We start from the raw sequence: 17,596 nt of genomic DNA, 5'->3' as shown, positions 1-17,596 counted from the left end.
CAGTTGCCACATTACTCGACCGTACAGTGCAGTGTCAGCCATCGCCCTGAATATTTGAGCGCTATTCGACAGACGTAAAAAAGCCCGGCGCTGCCTGACAGCCCGGGCTTTCCAGTGACGCCGGCCTCAGCGGGCGGCGCCGAGCTGGCCTTTTTCGTCGGAGAACACAATTTCCACCCGACGGTTCTGCGCACGCCCGCGCTCGGAAGCGTTGGCGTCCACGGGATACTCGTCACCGTAGCCTTCGACCTGAATGCGCTTGTCGTCGATGCCCAGATCCATCAGCACATCGGCCACCGACTGGGCGCGGTCGCGAGACAGCTTGAGGTTTTCCTGCTTGCCGCCGGTGCTGTCGGTGTAGCCCTCGATGCGCACCACCCGCTTGGGGTTGAGCTGCAGGAACTGCACCAGCTTGAGCACCACGCGGTTCGCCGAGTTGTTGAGCTCCGCCTCGCCGGTGTCGAACAGCACATCGCCGAGGGTCATGACCAGGCCGCGGTCGGTCTGGGTGGTGGCCAAGGCGACGATCTGCTCTTCCAGCCATTTGCCCTGCTGCTGCACGCTCGACAGTTTGGATTCGCGCAGGGCCAGTTGCAGGCGCTGGCGCTCAAGCTCCAGTTTCGCGGCGCGCTCTTCGTTGAGCACCTGGTTTGTGTGTTCGCGGGCGATCGCGCTGTAGCGCTGGCTCAGATAGGCGTAATGCTGCACGTCGCCGCCGCTGCCCCAGTACGTGGAGAGACGGTCGGCACGGGCCAGGGATTCGCCGGCGCGGATCACGTCCTTCGGCGCGATGCGCAGCACGTTGGAGTCTTCCTTGACCTTCTGGAAGTCGGCACCCGCCTGTTGCAGCGCCGATTCGCTCTGCTGGCCGGCGCAGCCGTAGAGACCGACGCAGCCGGCCACGATCAGGCCGCCGAGGAGTCTGGACGCGAGGCTCATTGGGCATCCCCCAGTTGCTTGCGCAGGCGGGCGATGCGGGTGTTGAGCGCATTCACCTGCTCTTCGCTCTTGTGGGTCAGCACCTTGGCCTCCGCCAGCCGCGCGTCCAGTTCGGCCTGCTCGGCCCGCATCCGCGCGTTCTTGTAAGACTCGCCGGCCATGCTGCCCTTGGCGCGGCTGTACTTGTCTTCGGCCAGTTTCATTTCCGGCACATCGTCGGCACTGGCGCCGACGGCCTTGGCCTGTTCCAGGGCCTGCCCGGTCAGGCGCATCTGCTCATTGGGCGCAGGATCATTGGCGCAGCCGGCCAACGCCAGAACGGCCACCGCTGCGAAAAGAAGTCGATTGCTCACTAAGAATCCCTACTGTTTTGGGGCACTGACAGGTTGCTGCGGCTGTTGCTGCTGCGCCTTCCAGCGCTCGATGTTGCGCTGCAGCGCGGCTTCCGTCAGGCCGGACGCGGGCAATTCTGTCATCTTTTTGGCCAACTGTCCGCGCAACCACGGATCGTTGCAGGCCGAGTTGTGCGAAACCGCCAGGTACAGCCCCGGCCGGTCGACAGGCTGCTCGAAGGCCAGCAAGTCATCGGCCATCCCCAGCGCCTGCGCGGCCGCCATGCCCGAGTAGCGTCCGGCGAGTACATATTCCACTTCCCCCAACAGCAGTTTCTGCAAGGCCTGGGTGAGGTTTGCCGTACGGGTGAGGGTCAATTGCCGCTCGGCATAGAGGCTGAATGCCTGGGTCAAACGAGACTTTTCCGACAAAGCGCCTGAATGCCCATGAAGGTCCTTCGCTTCGCCGTAGACCAGCGTCGAGCCCTTCTTCGTCCACACCAGGTAATCGTTCTCCAGCAACGGCGGGTGAATGTAGTCCAGATGCTCCAGCTCGTTGAAGGCCAGCGGCGCGTCGGCCAGCATGTCCATGCGCCCGCTGCGCACTTCGTCCAGCGCCTGGGAACGTTTGCCGGCGTACAGCAGTTCGACCTTGATGCCCAGTTCCTTGGCCGCCTGCTGCAGCAGGTCGGCACTGGCGCCGATCAGTTGCTTGGGGTTCTGCGGATCCTGCCACAGGTACGGCGGCGCATCCGGACTGCCGGTGACCACCAGGCGCTCGCACTTGCCCGCAGCCGTCGACAGCCCCGGCAACGACACCAGTCCCAGCAGCAATGTAAGGCCCAACCGACGATGCAGATCCATGGCGAAACGCTCCCGCTCAAATCCGGAACAAAAAAAAGCCCGACCAACAGGCCGGGCTCTTTATAAGTGAAGCCGCCGGATTAGACCAGCTTCTCCAGCTCAGGCACCGCTTCGAACAGATCCGCCACCAGGCCGTAGTCGGCCACCTGGAAGATCGGCGCTTCTTCGTCCTTGTTGATCGCAACGATCACCTTGGAGTCTTTCATGCCGGCCAGGTGCTGGATCGCACCGGAGATGCCGACGGCGATGTACAGCTGCGGCGCGACGATCTTGCCGGTCTGGCCGACCTGCATGTCGTTCGGCACGAAGCCTGCATCGACGGCAGCGCGGGAAGCGCCGACGGCGGCGCCCAGCTTGTCGGCCAGGGCGTACAGATGCTTGAAGTTGTCGCCGTTCTGCATGCCGCGGCCGCCGGAAACGACGATCTTGGCAGCGGTCAGTTCCGGACGATCGGACTTGGCCAGCTCTTCGCTGACGAAGCTGGAAATGGCCGGGTTGTGGGCAGCGGCAACCGATTCAACGGCAGCCGAACCGCCTTCGGCGGCAACCGGGTCGAAACCGGTGGCGCGCACGGTGATCACCTTGATCGCGGCGGTCGACTGCACGGTGGCGATGGCGTTGCCGGCGTAGATCGGGCGCTTGAAGGTGTCGGCGCTTTCGACCGAGATGATCTCGGAGATCTGGTCGACGTCCAGCTGGGCGGCGACGCGCGGCAGGATGTTTTTGCCGTTGGAGGTGGCGGCGGCCAGGATGTGGCTATAGCTCTTGCCCAGTTCGGCCACCAGCGGCGCGACGTTTTCCGGCAGTTGGTTGGCGTAGGCGGCGTTGTCCGCGTTCAGGACCTTGCTCACGCCGGCGATCTTCGCGGCGGCTTCAGCTACGGCGCCAGCGCCCTGGCCTGCGACCAGGACGTGGATGTCGCCGCCGATCTTGGCAGCGGCAGCAACGGTGTTCAGCGTGGCCGGGGCCAGCACTTTGTTGTCGTGTTCAGCAATAACCAAGATAGTCATTTAGATTACCTTCGCTTCGTTTTTCAGTTTCTCGACCAGTTCAGCCACCGACTTGACCTTGATGCCCGCGCTGCGTGCAGCCGGCGCTTCGACCTTCAGGGTCTTGTTGGTGGAGGCGGTGGAAACGCCCAAGGCGTCCGGAGTCAGGGTCTCCAGAGGCTTCTTCTTGGCTTTCATGATGTTCGGCAGGGACGCGTAGCGCGGCTCGTTCAAACGCAGGTCGGTGGTGACGATGGCCGGCAGCTTCAGGGAAACGGTCTGCGCGCCGCCGTCGATTTCGCGGGTCACGGCAACGCTGTCGCCGGAGACTTCGACTTTCGAGGCGAACGTGCCTTGGCCGTAGCCGCTCAGCGCGGCGAGCATCTGGCCGGTCTGGTTGTTGTCGCTGTCGATGGCCTGTTTGCCCAGGATCACCAACTGAGGCTGTTCCTTGTCGACCACGGCCTTGAGCAGCTTGGCCACGGCCAGGGAAGTCAGGTCTTCAGCGGATTCGACGAGGATGGCGCGGTCGGCACCCAGGGCCAGTGCGGTACGCAGTTGCTCCTGAGCGGTGGACGGGCCGATGGAGACGACGACGATTTCGCTCGCAACGCCCTTCTCTTTCAGGCGCACGGCTTCTTCCACTGCGATTTCGCAGAACGGGTTCATCGACATCTTGACGTTGGCGAGGTCTACGCCGGAATTGTCCGCCTTCACGCGAACCTTGACGTTGTAATCCACAACGCGTTTGACAGCTACAAGAACCTTCATGGATTCCTCGTTACTCTCCGGTGAAAAGGAAATCGCCTAGGCGAACCTGGCGGTGGGTGCTCATCGGGCACAAGGGCACCTCTAAAAACGCCGGCTTCAGTACGGCTGACTTCTCCAGCGAACGGGTGACCGTTCGTCAGGAGCGACCCGCAGGTCAGTCATCTTCCCGGTGTGCAGACTGCGCGCTGCGCCTCACCGCCGTACCGCCCACGCCCTGTCTTTAGAGGTGCTCTTGAAACCACCATTCAGCCTACGGCGAGCGCAAAACCGCCCGTATCTTGACCGGAACGCCTATTCCGGTCAATACGGCAAAATGGTCGCCCATAAGCCGCGCTTCTTTGATTTCTCTGGCCTGCGGCCGATTCAAACAAACGTTTGTATTGGACGCTGGGAGTGGTGTAGATATAATGCGCCCCCTAGAGAGACGGGTGGCTTATCCATTATTTCCTTTGACGTTAACGTAAAGGCAATAACGAATGCGACATCAAACCTCCAAATTAGAAAAAAAACTGTTGAGCCTTGAGTAGGAGATAGCCTGTGGAACGCGAATACATGGAATTCGACGTGGTCATCGTCGGTGCCGGCCCCGCTGGTCTGTCCGCCGCCTGCCGCCTGAAGCAGAAGGCCGCCGAAGCCGGTAAGGAAATCAGCGTCTGCGTGGTCGAAAAAGGCTCCGAGGTCGGCGCTCACATCCTGTCCGGCGCGGTATTCGAACCACGGGCCCTGAACGAACTGTTCCCTGACTGGAAGGAACTCGGCGCTCCGCTGAACACCCCCGTCACCCGCGACGACATCTTCGTGCTGAAAAACGCCGAAAGCGCGCAGAAAATTCCTGACTTCTTTGTGCCCAAGACCATGCACAACGAAGGCAACTACATTATTTCCCTCGGCAACCTGTGCCGCTGGCTGGCCCAGCAGGCCGAGAACCTGGGCGTGGAGATCTACCCGGGCTTCGCCGCCCAGGAAGCGCTGTTCGACGAGAACGGCGTGGTGCGCGGGATCATCACCGGTGACCTGGGCGTCGACCGCGAAGGCCATCCTAAGGACGGCCTGTACACCCCCGGCATGGAACTGCGCGGCAAGTACACGCTGTTCGCCGAAGGCTGCCGCGGCCACATCGGCAAGCAACTGATCAAGCGCTTCAACCTCGACAGCGACGCCGACGCCCAGCACTACGGCATCGGCCTGAAGGAAATCTGGGAAATCGACCCGGCCAAGCACCAGCCGGGCCTGGTGGTGCACACCGCCGGTTGGCCGATGGACATCATGGGCACCGAGAACACCGGCGGCTCGTTCCTCTATCACCTGGAGAACAACCAGGTGGTGGTCGGCCTGATCGTCGACCTGTCCTACAGCAACACCTACCTGTCGCCGTTCGACGAGTTCCAGCGCCTCAAGCATCACCCGGTGCTCAAGCAGTACCTGGAAGGCGGCAAGCGCATCAGCTACGGCGCCCGGGCGATCTGCAAGGGCGGCCTGAACTCGCTGCCGAAGATGGTGTTCAAGGGCGGTGCGCTGATCGGCTGCGACCTCGGCACCCTGAACTTCGCCAAGATCAAGGGCAGCCATACCGCAATGAAGTCCGGCATGCTCGCGGCCGAGTCCGTGGCCGACGCACTGTTCGCCGACAAGGACGGCACCGAGGAGCTGACCGCCTACGTCGACGCCTTCAAGAACAGCTGGCTGCACGAAGAACTGTTCGCCAGCCGCAACTTCGGCCCGGCGATCCACAAGTTCGGCGCCATTGTCGGCGGAGGCTTCAACTGGCTCGACCAGAACATCTTCGGCGGCAAGCTGCCGTTCACCCTGCACGACACCAAGCCGGACTACGCCTGCCTCAAGCCTGCGGCCGAGTGCAAGAAGATCGACTACCCGAAACCCGACGGCAAGATCAGCTTCGACAAGCTCAGCTCGGTGTTCATCTCCGGCACCAACCATGAGGAAGAGCAGCCGTGCCACCTGCGGCTGACCGACCCGAGCATCCCGCTGACCAAGAACCTGCCGATCTACGACGAACCGGCCCAGCGCTACTGCCCGGCCGGCGTGTATGAAGTGATCACCAAGGAAGACGGCGAGAAGCGTTTCCAGATCAACGCCCAGAACTGCGTGCACTGCAAGACCTGCGACATCAAGGATCCTGCGCAGAACATCACCTGGGTGGCGCCGGAAGGCGCCGGCGGCCCGACTTACCCGAACATGTAAGCCGCACCGCAAAACAACGAGGCTCCCGAACGGGGGCCTTTTTGTTGCCCTGCATTTGGCAGCGCGAGAACGGTGCCGTCCTCATCGCCAGCAGGCTGGCTCCCCCAGTGGGCCGGGGTGCCTACAGAATCTGCGGTGACCACAAGCCTGTGGGAGCGGGCTTGCCCGCGAAAGCGCCCGGGCCGGCAACATCAATGCAAGCTGCCCCACCCGCAGGGCAGCAACGGCTCATGCCACGCGCTCCTCGCCCGGGCTGCGTTCGAAGTAGCGTTTGTACTCGCGGCTGAACTGCGACGTGCTCTGGTAGCCCACCCGATGCGCCGCCTGCGCCACGCCCAGCCCTTCGGCGATCAGCAGCGTCTGGGCCTTGAGCAGGCGCAGGCGCTTGAGGTACTGCACCGGCGACAGCAAGGTGCTGCGCTTGAAGTGCTCGTGGAAGGTCGACACGCTCATGTTGGCGCAACCGGCCAGGGTCTCGACGTTCAGCGGTTCGGTGTAGTGGGTGTGCAGGTGGCTGATCGACGCGGCGATCCGGGCAAACTGCCCCTGCTGCTCCACCAGCGCCCGCAGCACGTCGGCCTGGGGCCCGCGCAGCACAGTGAACAGCAGCTCGCGGATACGCGCCGGCCCGAGTATCCGGCACGCCAGCGGATCGTGCAGGCAGCCGAGCAAGCGTTCGACGCAGCCGCGCATGTCGTCGTCGAGCACCACCGAGGTCATCGACTCCGGCGTCTGCGCCGCAATGTGCCGCCCCGGCGCCAGCCCCATGGCCAGCACCAGTTCGCCGAGCAGCACCCGGTCGATCGACACCGACACCCCCAGCAACGGCGCGTCCGGCTCGGCATAGGTCTCGCACTCGAACGGCACCGGCAATGCCTGGATCAGGTAATGCCCGGCGCCGTACTCCATCGTGCGCGGGCCCAGGTACGCCAGTTTGCTGCCCTGGGCGATGATCATCAGGCTCGGCTCGTAGATATGCGGGCCGCGGGCGACATCGCAACTGGCGCGCAGCACCTGCACGCCCGGCAATCCGGTCTGGCTGAAACCGTCGCGCTGCGCCAACGGTTCGATCAACGAAACCAGCGTGGCATTGGCATCGAGGTGGCGGGTCAACTGCATGGAAAGCTCTTCACGGAAAAGTCACGGAATAAGGCACGAAACCATCATCGCAGATCCTTTGGCCAACGCGGCGCGCCAACCCCGCATGCCGGAGGAATAGGCATGACACCCGGAGGAATCGTCATGGCCGGACACCCGGTCGGCGCCCAGAATGCGCCGCCTCACTTGTCAGCGCTTTTGCGAGGTTCCCCATGTACACCGCCATCGGCTATGCCGCCCAAACGGCCACCACTCCCCTCGCCCCGATGACGTTCCAGCGCCGCAGCCTGCGGGCCGACGACGTCGCCATCGAGATCCTGTTCTGTGGCGTCTGCCACTCCGACATCCACCAGGCCCGCAACGAATGGGGCATCGCGGTCTACCCGTTGATGCCCGGCCACGAGATCGTCGGAAAAGTCACCGCAACCGGTGCGAACGTAACCCAACATAAAGTAGGCGACCTGGTCGGCGTCGGCTGCATGGTCGATTCCTGCCGCACCTGCGAAGCCTGCAAGGCAGACCTGGAGCAATACTGCCTCGAAGGCCCGACCATGACCTACGCCACCCCCGACCGGGTCGACGGCAGTAACACCATGGGCGGCTACTCCGACAGCATCGTGGTCAGCGAGCATTTCGTGGTGCGCATCCCCGCGACGCTGGATCCGGCCAACGCCGCGCCGATCCTCTGCGCCGGCATCACCACCTACTCGCCGCTCAAGCACTACGGCGTGAAGGCCGGCGACAAGGTCGGGATCCTGGGCATGGGCGGCCTCGGCCACATGGGCATCAAGTTCGCCAAGGCCATGGGCGCCGAAGTGACGCTGTTCACCCGCTCCGCCAGCAAGGCCGAAGAAGGCCGCCGCCAGGGCGCCGACCACGTGATCGTGTCCACCGACGCCGAAAAGATGGCCGCCGCAGCCGGCCGGTTCGATTTCCTGCTCGACACCATCCCGGTGCAGCACGACCTCAACCCGTACCTCGACACCTTGCGCTTCGACGGCGTGCACATCCTGGTGGGCCTGATCGAACCTATCGATCCGCCGGTGCACGCCGCCAAACTGGTGCTGGGCCGCCGGGTGCTGGCCGGTTCGCTGATCGGCGGCATCGCCGAAACCCAGGAAGTGCTGGATTTCTGCGCCGAGCACAACATCACCTGCGACATCGAAATGCTCGACATCCGCCAGATCAACGAGGCCTACGCCCGCATGATCGCCGGGGACGTGAAGTACCGTTTCGTGATCGACATGGCGACGCTCAAGCGCTGAGGCTCAGACCTTCAAGCCAAGCTCCGCCGACAGCCGGGCCGTGACCCCTTTGATCAGGGGGATCAGCTCGGCCATCTTCTCCAGCGGCATGTACGGCACGGTGCTGGCAATGCTGACGGCCGCGACGATGCGCTTGCTGGCGTCGCGCACCGGCGCCGCCACGCAGCGGATCGACGGCTCGTTGTCCTCCAGGTCGAACGCGTAGCCGCCCGCCACATACTCGCTCATGCGCTGTTCGAGCTGCTCCCAGGACTGCTGCGGATGCTGCGGCCAGAACTGACTTTTCCCACCTGCCGGCAGGCTGATGTCGTACAGCCGCTGCCACTCCTGCGGGGCGTCGTCGAGCATCAGCGCCTTGCCGATCCCGGTGCGCGCCAGCGGCATGCGGTGGCCGACCCGCGAACGCATCTCCGGGCCGTTGCGCCCCGGATTCTTCAGCAGGTACAGCACTTCGTCGCCCTCACGGATGCCCAGGTGAACGGTGTCGCCGGTCAGCGCCGACAACTCGTCCAGGTAGGGCCCTGCCAACGTCACCAGCGGCAGGTCCTCGCGGGCCTGGAACCCCAGTTCGATCAGCTTCGGCCCCAACAGGTAGCCGACCTGCGGCACCACCCGCAGGTAGCGCTCGTCCACCAGGCAACTGGCCAGACGGTGGGTGGTGCTGCGCGTGGTGCCGATCAGGCGGGCGATCTCCTTGAGGTCGCGGGCGCCGCTGGCGACGGCCTGCACCACACCCAACCCGCGGAGCAGGGTCTGGGTGCCGGTGGGCGCGGCGTCCTTGGCGGGTTTCGGGGCGTCTTCCTGCATATCCAGCCTTTACCGTTGAGCGAGGGAACGGGCGGCATTATGGTCGCCCGGCGCCGGCGACTACAACTCGATGCGCTCGACCTTGCCCACCAGCAGCACGTAGGACAGCGCACCGATCAACGCCAGCAGCGCGATGTAGGTGATCGCCGGGGCGAACGAATCGCCGCTGGCCAGGAAGCCGATGACGATCGGCGTGGCGATCGCCGACAGGTTGCCGATGAAGTTGAACACTCCGCCGGTCAGGCCCAGCAGCCGCGCCGGAGCCAGCGTCGAGACCAGCGACCAGGTGATCGAGGCCAGCCCGTTGCCGAAGAACGCCAGCGCCAGGAAGGCGATCACCAGCGGTGTCGACTCGACGAAGTTGGCGCCGATGATCGAGGTGGAAATCAGCAGTCCGCCGATGATCGGCAACTTGCGCGCAAAGCCCACCGTGCAGCCGCGCCGGATCAGGAAGTCGGAAAAGAACCCGGAACACAGCACGCCGACGAACGCCGCCAGAAACGGCAGCGACGCCAGCAGGCCGGACTTGATGAAATCCATGCCGCGGTATTTCACCAGGTAGGTCGGAAACCACGTCAGAAAGAACCACAGCGTCGAATTCAGACAGAACTGGCCCAGGTAGATGCCCCACAGCTTGCGCTTGCTCAGGACGATGCCCAGATCGCGCCAACTGAACGCCGCCTTCACCTTCGCCGCATCGGCCTGGATGTCCACCAGCCCTCCGCCCTCGCGGATCAGGTCGATTTCGGCGTCGTTGGCACCCTTGAAGTCCCGGGGCTCGCGATACACCGCGTACCAGATCGCGGCCCAGACGATGCCCACCGCGCCGGTGGCGACGAACACCATGTGCCAGCCGAATTCATGCTGGAGCCAGGCCAGCACCGGCGTCAGGAACGCCAGCCCGACGAACTGTCCGGACGTGTAGAAACCGATGGCCGTAGCCCGTTCGCGCTCGGGAAACCAGGTGGTGACCACCCGGCTGTTGATCGGATAGGCCGGCGCCTCCAACGCGCCGACCGCCATGCGCAGCACGAACAACGCGATGAAGCTGGCGGCGAAGCCGAGCATCACCGTGGCCAGCGACCACAGCAGCAACGCGGCGCTGTAGAGGATGCGCGGCGGCACCCGGTCCACCAGCCAGCCGCCGGGGATCTGCATGGCGGCGTAGGTCCAGCCGAACGCGGAGAAGATCAGCCCGACATGGATCGGATCGATGCCCAGGTCGCTGGTCAGCGCCGGAGCGGCGATCGACAGGTTGCTGCGGTCCAGGTAGTTGATGACCACGGTGATGAACAACAGCACCATGATGAAAAACCGCTTGCGGCTGGGCGTGACCAAGGACGCCTGCCCGGTGAGGGTTTGCGGTTGCATGGGGAGCCTCTTTCTTGTGTTTATTGAGGTCTGGGATGAAGGCCGATCCCCTGTCCCTGGAGATCACGCTGTGGAAGCCGGCAGGGTTGGCTTCCACAGGGATTGGCGGCGGGTCAGGCAGGACTCACCACTCGGCGAAACTGCCGTCGGCATGGCGCCACACCGGGTTGCGCCAGCGGTGGCCTACGGCGGCGCGCTCGATCACGTAGTCCTCGTTGATCTCGATCCCCAGCCCCGGCCCGTTCGGGATCTTGACGAAGCCTTGGTCGTAGTCGAACACCCGCGCATCCTTCACGTAGTCGAGCAGGTCGTTGCTCTCGTTGTAGTGGATGCCCAGGCTTTGCTCCTGGATGAACGCGTTGTAGCAGGCCGCGTCCAGTTGCAGGCACGCCGCCAGCGCAATCGGCCCCAGCGGGCAGTGCAGGGCCAGCGCCACGTCGTAGGCTTCGGCCATGTTGGCGATCTTGCGGGTTTCGGTGATGCCGCCGGCGTGTGACGCATCCGGCTGGATGATATCGACGTAGCCTTCGCTCAGCACGCGCTTGAAGTCCCAGCGGGAAAACAGCCGCTCGCCGAGGGCGATCGGGGTGCTGGTCAGCGGCGCGAGCTCCTTGAGCGCTTCATAGTTCTCGCTGAGCACCGGCTCTTCGATGAACATCAGCTTGAACGGGTCGAGCTCCTTCATCAGCACCTTGGCCATGGGCTTGTGCACCCGGCCATGGAAGTCCACGCCGATGCCGACGTTCGGCCCCACCGCGTCGCGCACGGCCGCCACGTTGGCCAGGGCCTGGTCGACCTTGTCGAAGGTGTCGAGGAACTGCAGCTCTTCGGTGCCGTTCATCTTCACCGCCGTGAAGCCGCGGCCCACCGCCTCTTTCGCCGCCCGCGCGGTGTCCGCCGGGCGGTCGCCGCCGATCCACGAGTACACGCGGATCTTGTCCCGCACCTGGCCGCCGAGCAGGTCGCTGACCGACACCCCGAGGGCCTTGCCCTTGATGTCCCACAGCGCCTGGTCGATGCCGGCCAGGGCGCTCATGTGCACGGCGCCGCCGCGGTAGAAGCCGCCGCGGTAGAGCACCGTCCAGATATCCTCGATGTTGCGTGGGTCCTTGCCGATCAGGTAGTCGGACAATTCCTCGACGGCAGCGGCGACGGTGTGGGCGCGCCCTTCGACCACAGGCTCGCCCCAACCGGTGACGCCCTCGTCGGTCTCGACCTTGAGGAAGCACCAGCGCGGCGGGACGATGAAGGTGGTGAGTCGGGTGATTTTCATCTGTTTGTCTCTCTTGTCGATGAGCCGCAAGGCTTAATGAAGGGCGTTCCAGGCAGCGACGTAGGCCTTGGCGCTGGCCGCCACCTGCTCCGGGGTCATGCCGGGCTTGAACAGGCCGGAGCCCAGGCCGAAGCCTTTGGCGCCGGCGTCGATGAACGCTTGCATGTTGTCCGGGGTGATGCCGCCGACCGGCGCCAGCACCGTTCCGACCGGCAGCACCGCCAGCCAGGCTTTCACCACCGCAGGCCCCATCTGCTCGGCCGGGAACAGCTTGAGAATGTCCGCACCCTCCTCCAATGCCGCGAAGGCTTCGGTCGGCGTGGCCACGCCCGGCGACAGGTACAGCCCCGCCGCCTTCGCCGCCCGCAACACTTTCGCGTCGCTGTGGGGCATGACGATCACCTGACCGCCGGCCGCCTTGACCCGCTCCACCTGCTCCGGGGTCAGCACCGTGCCGGCGCCGATCAGGCAGTCGGCGGGCAACGCCTGACGCAGGATGCGAATGCTGTCGTACGGCGAAGGGGAATTGAGCGGCACTTCGATGACGCGAAATCCGGCCGCATACAGGACATCTCCGATCGCGGCCGCTTCCTGCGGGTGCAGGCCGCGCAGGATCGCGATCAGACCGTTTTGCGCCAATGCTTGCTTGAGCATGTCTGGCCTCCAGTCGGGGGTTAACGGGATGGGGAAACGATCAGTCCGGCGGCCAGCGCCAGTTGCCACAGGCCGCGCTCGGTGGCCTGCTCGGCCAGCGTCACGCGGGCGAAGCCGCAGGCGTCGAGGGCCCGGCCGTAACGGGCGCACAGAGCCCCGTTGCCGATGAGGACGATCGAAGGCAGGTGCACGCTGTGTCGCCGCTGCCGCTGCACCTGGGCGAGGGCCGCCAGCTCATGGCCGATCAGCAGGCCGGAGAGATAGTCAGGTTGCGCGGCGGCGCCGAGTTCGCCGGTGAGGCCCAGGCTGCGGGCGCTGAACAGGGTGGAGAGCACGCCGATCTGACCTTCCGCCGACAGTGCCACCTGCACGCCCCGGTCGAACGCCTGGCCGTCGAAGGCTGCGCCGTGCTGCTGGGTCCGCCCGAGAATGCTGTGCTCGCTGAGCACGGCGAACACTTCGCCGGTCATGAAGGTGTCGAAGCGGGTGATGCAGCCTCCGGCCACCTCCACCCATTTCGAATGGCTGCCCGGCAGGCCGATCAACAGATCGCCGCCCGCCCCCGGCGCCAGGTTCTGCAGCGCGCCGAGCACCTGGGTTTCTTCACCGCGCATCACGTTCGGCAGGCGCGAACGCTGGATCACCCCCGGCACGATCTGCACATCGACACCACGCAGGCTGCGCACCGTTTGCAGGGAATGGCCGAGGTCGGCGACGTCGGCCGGCGTCTCGCGGTAGGCCGCCTCGCACCAGCCCTGGGCGCTGCCGACCATGCCGCAGGCGATCACCGGCAGACCGGGCTGCGCATCGAGCCAGTCGCCGCAGGCCTCATCGAACGCCAGCTCAAAACCGTCGGCGCATTCGCGACCATGGATGACCCGCGCCGTCTTCGGCAACTGCATGATCCCGAACGACAGCGACCGCTGCTCCAGCACCTGGCCGTCCGGCCCGAGTTTGTAAGCACGTAGGGAGGTCGTCCCCCAATCGAGGGCGATCAATTGCGCCAGCATCGCTTCACCTGTTTTGTTTTGGCAGTGAGTGGGCTGGACTATAAACCTGGGCGCCACAAAATCTCAATATATAAATATCAGTCCCACATTTTGGGACGATGCAAATATGACGCGCAGGCCTGCGCCAACGCTCTAGAATGCGCGCCTGCGGCACGGCTGCCGACGGATCAAGGAAGAAAGAAATGAGACATCCGCTGAAAACGCTGCTGCTCTCCGCTGCCCTGGCTTCAGCGAGGGGAAGGCCGGGGCGGGGCGACAAGCGCTGGATGGGTGGGTGCATGGGAGTTGGGAAGAATCAGGCGGGTTTCATCCATAGGGTGAGTTCATGGCTGCACGTCACCCAAAAACAATCTCTTTACCGACCATTCCTTCACTCAATGGCGCGCACAACCTCAACTGCCGGAACATTCATTGAATTCGAGTAATAACCGCCATAGGAGTAAGAGGAAGTAAAAACCCTGCAGGCCAATGAATCCTGCCCCCTCAATACTTCCAGCAGTTGGGCCTTGGGAATGAAGGTGCTCGATGTTCCGCCATCCGGTGTTTGCATGGCAAACAGGCGAGCGGAGTAAATATGCTTCCCATCTTGCCCTGGCCCAGGGCCGCCGACCTCAACCATTTCACCCTCAAGGTAACGCGGCAAATCCTGCCTCCTCTCAAAGGCAACATTCTGATCCAGCGAGCAGATCAGCGCTTCTCCCAACTGATCCTCGCCGGTATTTGACTTAAAGAACGTCAACAGATTGGTCTTCGAACTGAAGCGAAGATCAAGAAAAGGACTGCCTTTAGTCTCCGCCACGGAAACAAATTCTATGCGCGACTCAGGGAGCTTTATTCCTTTCACACAAGATGCACAAAGCATCAAGACAAGCATTGAAAATATACTCTTCACATCAGAGTTACCTATTTAAATTTCTCGATCTCTCTCAGAAGATCGGCCACCGGCAATCTCATTTCCTCTGACAAGTACACCTTATAGGAGTAGGAGTTTACCCTTACCTTACAAACAAGAAACTCTCTCCCCAGCAAACGCGACTTCAACCCTTCACTATCTAGAACTTTCTCGCTGGTAGCATCCTTCCTCTCGAAAAACAAAACATCAGCCCTAAACTCCGGATTTTTACTTGAAACTACCGACTCTATAGATCCTTCCCCATAAACATCCATGGCATGAGAAACCGAAAAGTCGAAATCATCTCCAAACGAACAGATTAAAGCCTGACTTATTTTCGATTTGAATAAATCTACAACATCAACATCAGAAGTGAATCTTACCTGATATATATTCCTATCCAGATAACGATCCACCCCGAGATATTTTAGATTAGCAATAGGCTTCCCATGATTTATGGCACAGGACGAGCTAAGCAACAGAGCAACAAACAATATAAAATTACGCACACTGTCTTCCTTTAAAATGTTTGACAACAGACTGCATCAAAACATCTCTAGCTGACTTCCCACTCGGCAGTGCCCTTGTATATATATACCCAGCATCGGCGTGATTTACATCTACCCTTCCGTTCATATTGGGCCCGCTTTTCATATCCCATTGCTCCCCGAAATCAGCCACCAGATCAGAAAAGTTCCAGTCTTTCGCGTCGGCCCTGACATTTACCCAGTACTCGGCCTTCGGCTTCGGCTCCTGACGATAGATATTGGATATCCCCCACACAATCTTTCCTTCACCTACTGGATCAAGTGTGGCTAGAAACGAAACTCGATACCCCCTATCCGTCAAAACAGCGGACAAATGTGCACCATTCCAGCCCCCAAGGCTATGCCCAACTATGTATACGGGTGTCGTCATGTCAGCAATCTTATCTAGCACATTTTTTTTCAGGTCTTCATCATTGAAAAAATAGTTATAGCCAATATGATGCGCATCATAGTTATCTGCGCAAATCCCCTCAACTTCCATATTCTTCACAAATATTCTTAGCACATCGGCAACGTTATTATTCGGCCCTGTACCATAATAGCTTTCTTTATCTCCAGCACCGCCCACGAAAAAGAGAACAATTTTCTTGGGAGCAACCGTCGCCTGCTTTACAGTCCCATCAGTTTTGCAAGTCAAGTCATGGGCCACGACCAGCCTTTGACACCCTTTCAGCGCAGGATTTTCAGCTGCCATAGTTTCCTACTCCACAAACAACTTGATGGTTTCACGCAGATGCGAACTCACCATATGGGTGAAGCCCGCCTCATTCGTTACGCCATGTTCTACGCTCCCATCACCACGCTGAATCGCATAAGGGTGATTTGGCATCGGTTCGCCGGTGATTTCATTGACCACCTGCATCCGGTCATTGAAATGCACCGGCATCGGCAACAACCCACTGAACGCCGCCCCTCCTCCGCTCTGCCCGATAATCACCGTCCCGGAACCGCCCACCACGACATTGCCGTGGCCTCCGGTGCTGTCGAGCGTCGCGGCGTTCAGGCCGTTGATGAATACGGTGGCGGAGACGCCGCCGGTGATCGGACTGCCGCAAGCGGATTTGTCGGTCATGCGCGCGGCCGGGAGGCCGTCGAAGAACACGTTCGGGGAGCCGGAGACGATCGGGTTGTTGCCATGGCCAGGCAAAGGGCACGCGGTCGGGTCTGAGACGCGGGCGGCGGGTTTTCCACTCAATTCAAAGCTCCTTGCTTCAAAGGTTCCGGGTGAGGCTGATGGATATCGATGTCGGTCGCGGCGAAGCGCCAGCGGTTGTCGGTGGGGTCGAACAGGCCGTGGCGATGCCCTCGGCCGTCGAGGGCGATGACAGTCTGCGCACGCTGCCAGGCTTGATCGGCCTGCCAGGCCAACTCAGCTGGCGTGGCGTCGTCGAGTTCGTTGAGCCAGTCGTTGTAGTGGCGCAAACCGTGCAACCGGTAAGTGTCTTGCAGCAGTCCGGCCATTTGCGGGCCGAGCTCCAGGTAATGCCGGTCCGTCCAGCGCCCGGCTTCGAGGTAGACATACCAGCCCATCGGCGACAGCGTGCCTTCATGCAGCATCGCTTGCCCGGACGGGGCGGTGAAGCCGCAGCACACGTGAAGCATCAGCCAGCCGCGATGGGCGCCGATGAACACATTCGGGTCGAAGGTGCGCAGCGGTATCACGCGGTAGCCCTCCAGCCCCGCGCTGCGGGCCATCAGTTCGGCGTCGAGGCGCGACACGAAGGCGCGGATGGCATTGCCGCCCGTGCGGTTGACGGTGCAGAGAATGTCCACCGCCTGCCGATGGGGGTTGTCGGTGGAGCCAAGGTTTTTCACCAGGCCGTACAGACGCATGGACGCCCGTAGTCCGCTCATCGCCGGTCACTCATTGACGCAGCGAAGGCTCCACGGGCGTGGAGAAAGAGTGCCGAAGGCATTGCAGGTGTCGTCCGTGAGCGCGCAAAAAAAGGCGCACAGGATGCCGGACGGGAAGCGTGCGGACAATCAGGCGAACCCTGAACCGCCCACCTTTTTTTCAGCCCTCGGCAAACTCCCGCAACACCTTGCCGTCCATGCGGTAGCGCACCCACTCTTCCTGGGGCTGGGCGCCGAGGGATTTGTAGAATTCGATGGCCGGGGTGTTCCAGTCCAGCACGCTCCACTCGAAGCGGCCGCAGTCATTGGCGCAAGCGATCTTGGCGAGGTGGCGCAGCAGGGTCTTGCCGGCGCCGCCGCCGCGCTGCTCCGGGGTGATGTAGAGGTCTTCGAGGTACAGGCAGTTGCTGCCAAGCCAAGTCGAATAGCTGAAGAAGAACACCGCGAACCCGATGGGCAGGCCGTCGCGCAGGCAGATCAGGCCGTGGGCGGTGGCGCCTTCGCTGAACAGGCTGCGCTCGATGTCGGCGACGCTGGCGATGACTTCGTGGCGGGCCTTTTCGAAATCGGCGAGTTCCGTGATGAACGCGAGGATTTGCGGTGCATCGCTGGGGGTCGCCGGGCGGATCTCGATCGTCATGGACGGGCCTTGTCGGAAATGGGAAAGCGCCATACTACGGCGGCGCGCAGCGCTCGTCACATGGCGTTGCACGCACTACCCTATCCG

The 17,596-nt window shown here is 62.5% G+C and carries 19 protein-coding genes; 2 read left to right on the top strand and 17 right to left on the bottom strand.

Annotation, left to right across the window (positions count from 1 at the left end; all coding sequences use genetic code 11):
• Window positions 1-126: 126 nt before the first annotated feature.
• The 5 genes from KVG96_RS05035 to KVG96_RS05015 all read right to left on the bottom strand — a co-directional run bounded on the left by KVG96_RS05035 (window position 127) and on the right by KVG96_RS05015 (window position 3,895).
• Window positions 127-939 (bottom strand): OmpA family protein, encoded by an 813-nt coding sequence (locus KVG96_RS05035; RefSeq protein ID WP_217891060.1) that lies wholly within the window; start codon window positions 937-939, stop codon window positions 127-129.
• Window positions 936-1,292: a DUF4398 domain-containing protein gene (locus KVG96_RS05030; RefSeq protein ID WP_217891059.1), complete on the bottom strand. Its 357-nt coding sequence runs from the start codon at window positions 1,290-1,292 to the stop codon at window positions 936-938. Before KVG96_RS05030 ends, KVG96_RS05035 begins: the two co-directional genes overlap by 4 nt.
• A 9-nt stretch (window positions 1,293-1,301) precedes the next feature.
• The gene (locus KVG96_RS05025) at window positions 1,302-2,135 is read right to left on the bottom strand and encodes a substrate-binding periplasmic protein (protein ID WP_217891058.1); all 834 of its coding nucleotides are present in this window, start codon (window positions 2,133-2,135) and stop codon (window positions 1,302-1,304) included.
• An 80-nt stretch (window positions 2,136-2,215) separates the two neighbouring features.
• Window positions 2,216-3,145, bottom strand: a complete 930-nt coding sequence (locus KVG96_RS05020) for an electron transfer flavoprotein subunit alpha/FixB family protein (protein WP_217891057.1) — start codon at window positions 3,143-3,145, stop codon at window positions 2,216-2,218.
• Entirely contained in the window at window positions 3,146-3,895 is a 750-nt protein-coding gene (locus KVG96_RS05015) for an electron transfer flavoprotein subunit beta/FixA family protein (RefSeq protein WP_085578087.1), read from the bottom strand. It lies immediately after the preceding gene.
• A gap of 537 nt (window positions 3,896-4,432) precedes the next feature.
• On the opposite strand from KVG96_RS05015, the gene KVG96_RS05010 reads away from it, so the two are divergent.
• Window positions 4,433-6,097, top strand: coding sequence for an electron transfer flavoprotein-ubiquinone oxidoreductase (locus tag KVG96_RS05010; RefSeq protein WP_085578088.1), 1,665 nt, complete (start codon window positions 4,433-4,435; stop codon window positions 6,095-6,097).
• A gap of 228 nt (window positions 6,098-6,325) precedes the next feature.
• On the opposite strand, the gene KVG96_RS05005 is transcribed toward KVG96_RS05010, so the two are convergent.
• Window positions 6,326-7,216 carry an AraC family transcriptional regulator gene (locus KVG96_RS05005; protein ID WP_217891056.1) on the bottom strand — a complete coding sequence of 297 codons (891 nt, stop codon included), beginning with the start codon at window positions 7,214-7,216 and terminating at the stop codon, window positions 6,326-6,328.
• Window positions 7,217-7,407: 191 nt separating this feature from the next.
• Between KVG96_RS05005 and KVG96_RS05000 the strand changes: the two genes are divergently transcribed.
• Entirely contained in the window at window positions 7,408-8,460 is a 1,053-nt protein-coding gene (locus KVG96_RS05000; protein WP_217891055.1) for an NAD(P)-dependent alcohol dehydrogenase, read from the top strand.
• A gap of 3 nt (window positions 8,461-8,463) precedes the next feature.
• Here KVG96_RS05000 and KVG96_RS04995 read toward each other — a convergent pair whose 3' ends face one another.
• The 11 genes from KVG96_RS04995 to KVG96_RS04945 form a co-directional block, all read right to left on the bottom strand.
• Entirely contained in the window at window positions 8,464-9,267 is an 804-nt protein-coding gene (locus KVG96_RS04995) for an IclR family transcriptional regulator (protein WP_217891054.1), read from the bottom strand.
• A 60-nt stretch (window positions 9,268-9,327) separates the two neighbouring features.
• Entirely contained in the window at window positions 9,328-10,638 is a 1,311-nt protein-coding gene (locus tag KVG96_RS04990; protein WP_217891053.1) for an MFS transporter, read from the bottom strand.
• 124 nt (window positions 10,639-10,762) lie between these two features.
• Complete coding sequence (gene dgoD / locus KVG96_RS04985; protein ID WP_217891052.1) at window positions 10,763-11,911, bottom strand: galactonate dehydratase; 1,149 nt, start codon at window positions 11,909-11,911, stop codon at window positions 10,763-10,765.
• 33 nt (window positions 11,912-11,944) lie between these two features.
• Window positions 11,945-12,565 carry a 2-dehydro-3-deoxy-6-phosphogalactonate aldolase gene (locus KVG96_RS04980; RefSeq protein ID WP_217891051.1) on the bottom strand — a complete coding sequence of 207 codons (621 nt, stop codon included), beginning with the start codon at window positions 12,563-12,565 and terminating at the stop codon, window positions 11,945-11,947.
• A 20-nt stretch (window positions 12,566-12,585) separates the two neighbouring features.
• On the bottom strand, window positions 12,586-13,575 hold the full coding sequence (locus KVG96_RS04975; protein WP_217891050.1) for a 2-dehydro-3-deoxygalactonokinase: 990 nt from the start codon (window positions 13,573-13,575) through the stop codon (window positions 12,586-12,588).
• 370 nt (window positions 13,576-13,945) lie between these two features.
• Window positions 13,946-14,449, bottom strand: coding sequence for a hypothetical protein (locus KVG96_RS04970; RefSeq protein WP_217891049.1), 504 nt, complete (start codon window positions 14,447-14,449; stop codon window positions 13,946-13,948).
• 29 nt (window positions 14,450-14,478) lie between these two features.
• Window positions 14,479-14,976: a hypothetical protein gene (locus KVG96_RS04965; RefSeq protein WP_217891048.1), complete on the bottom strand. Its 498-nt coding sequence runs from the start codon at window positions 14,974-14,976 to the stop codon at window positions 14,479-14,481.
• A complete protein-coding gene (locus tag KVG96_RS04960) occupies window positions 14,969-15,709 on the bottom strand; it encodes an alpha/beta fold hydrolase (protein ID WP_217891047.1) in 741 nt (246 codons plus the stop codon). The genes KVG96_RS04965 and KVG96_RS04960 overlap by 8 nt, the downstream gene beginning before the upstream one ends.
• Window positions 15,710-15,715: 6 nt before the next feature.
• A complete protein-coding gene (locus KVG96_RS04955) occupies window positions 15,716-16,210 on the bottom strand; it encodes a PAAR domain-containing protein (protein WP_085629709.1) in 495 nt (164 codons plus the stop codon).
• Complete coding sequence (locus KVG96_RS04950) at window positions 16,207-16,869, bottom strand: hypothetical protein (RefSeq protein ID WP_217891046.1); 663 nt, start codon at window positions 16,867-16,869, stop codon at window positions 16,207-16,209. The genes KVG96_RS04955 and KVG96_RS04950 overlap by 4 nt, the downstream gene beginning before the upstream one ends.
• A gap of 160 nt (window positions 16,870-17,029) precedes the next feature.
• Window positions 17,030-17,509, bottom strand: coding sequence for a GNAT family N-acetyltransferase (locus KVG96_RS04945; protein WP_041475599.1), 480 nt, complete (start codon window positions 17,507-17,509; stop codon window positions 17,030-17,032).
• Window positions 17,510-17,596 lie beyond the last annotated feature (87 nt).

Origin of the sequence: Pseudomonas ekonensis (assembly GCF_019145435.1) — a bacterium.
Lineage (GTDB): Bacteria > Pseudomonadota > Gammaproteobacteria > Pseudomonadales > Pseudomonadaceae > Aquipseudomonas > Aquipseudomonas ekonensis.
The sequence above is the reverse complement of the archived record's forward strand: the minus strand, read 5'-3'. Positions and strand labels throughout refer to the sequence as shown.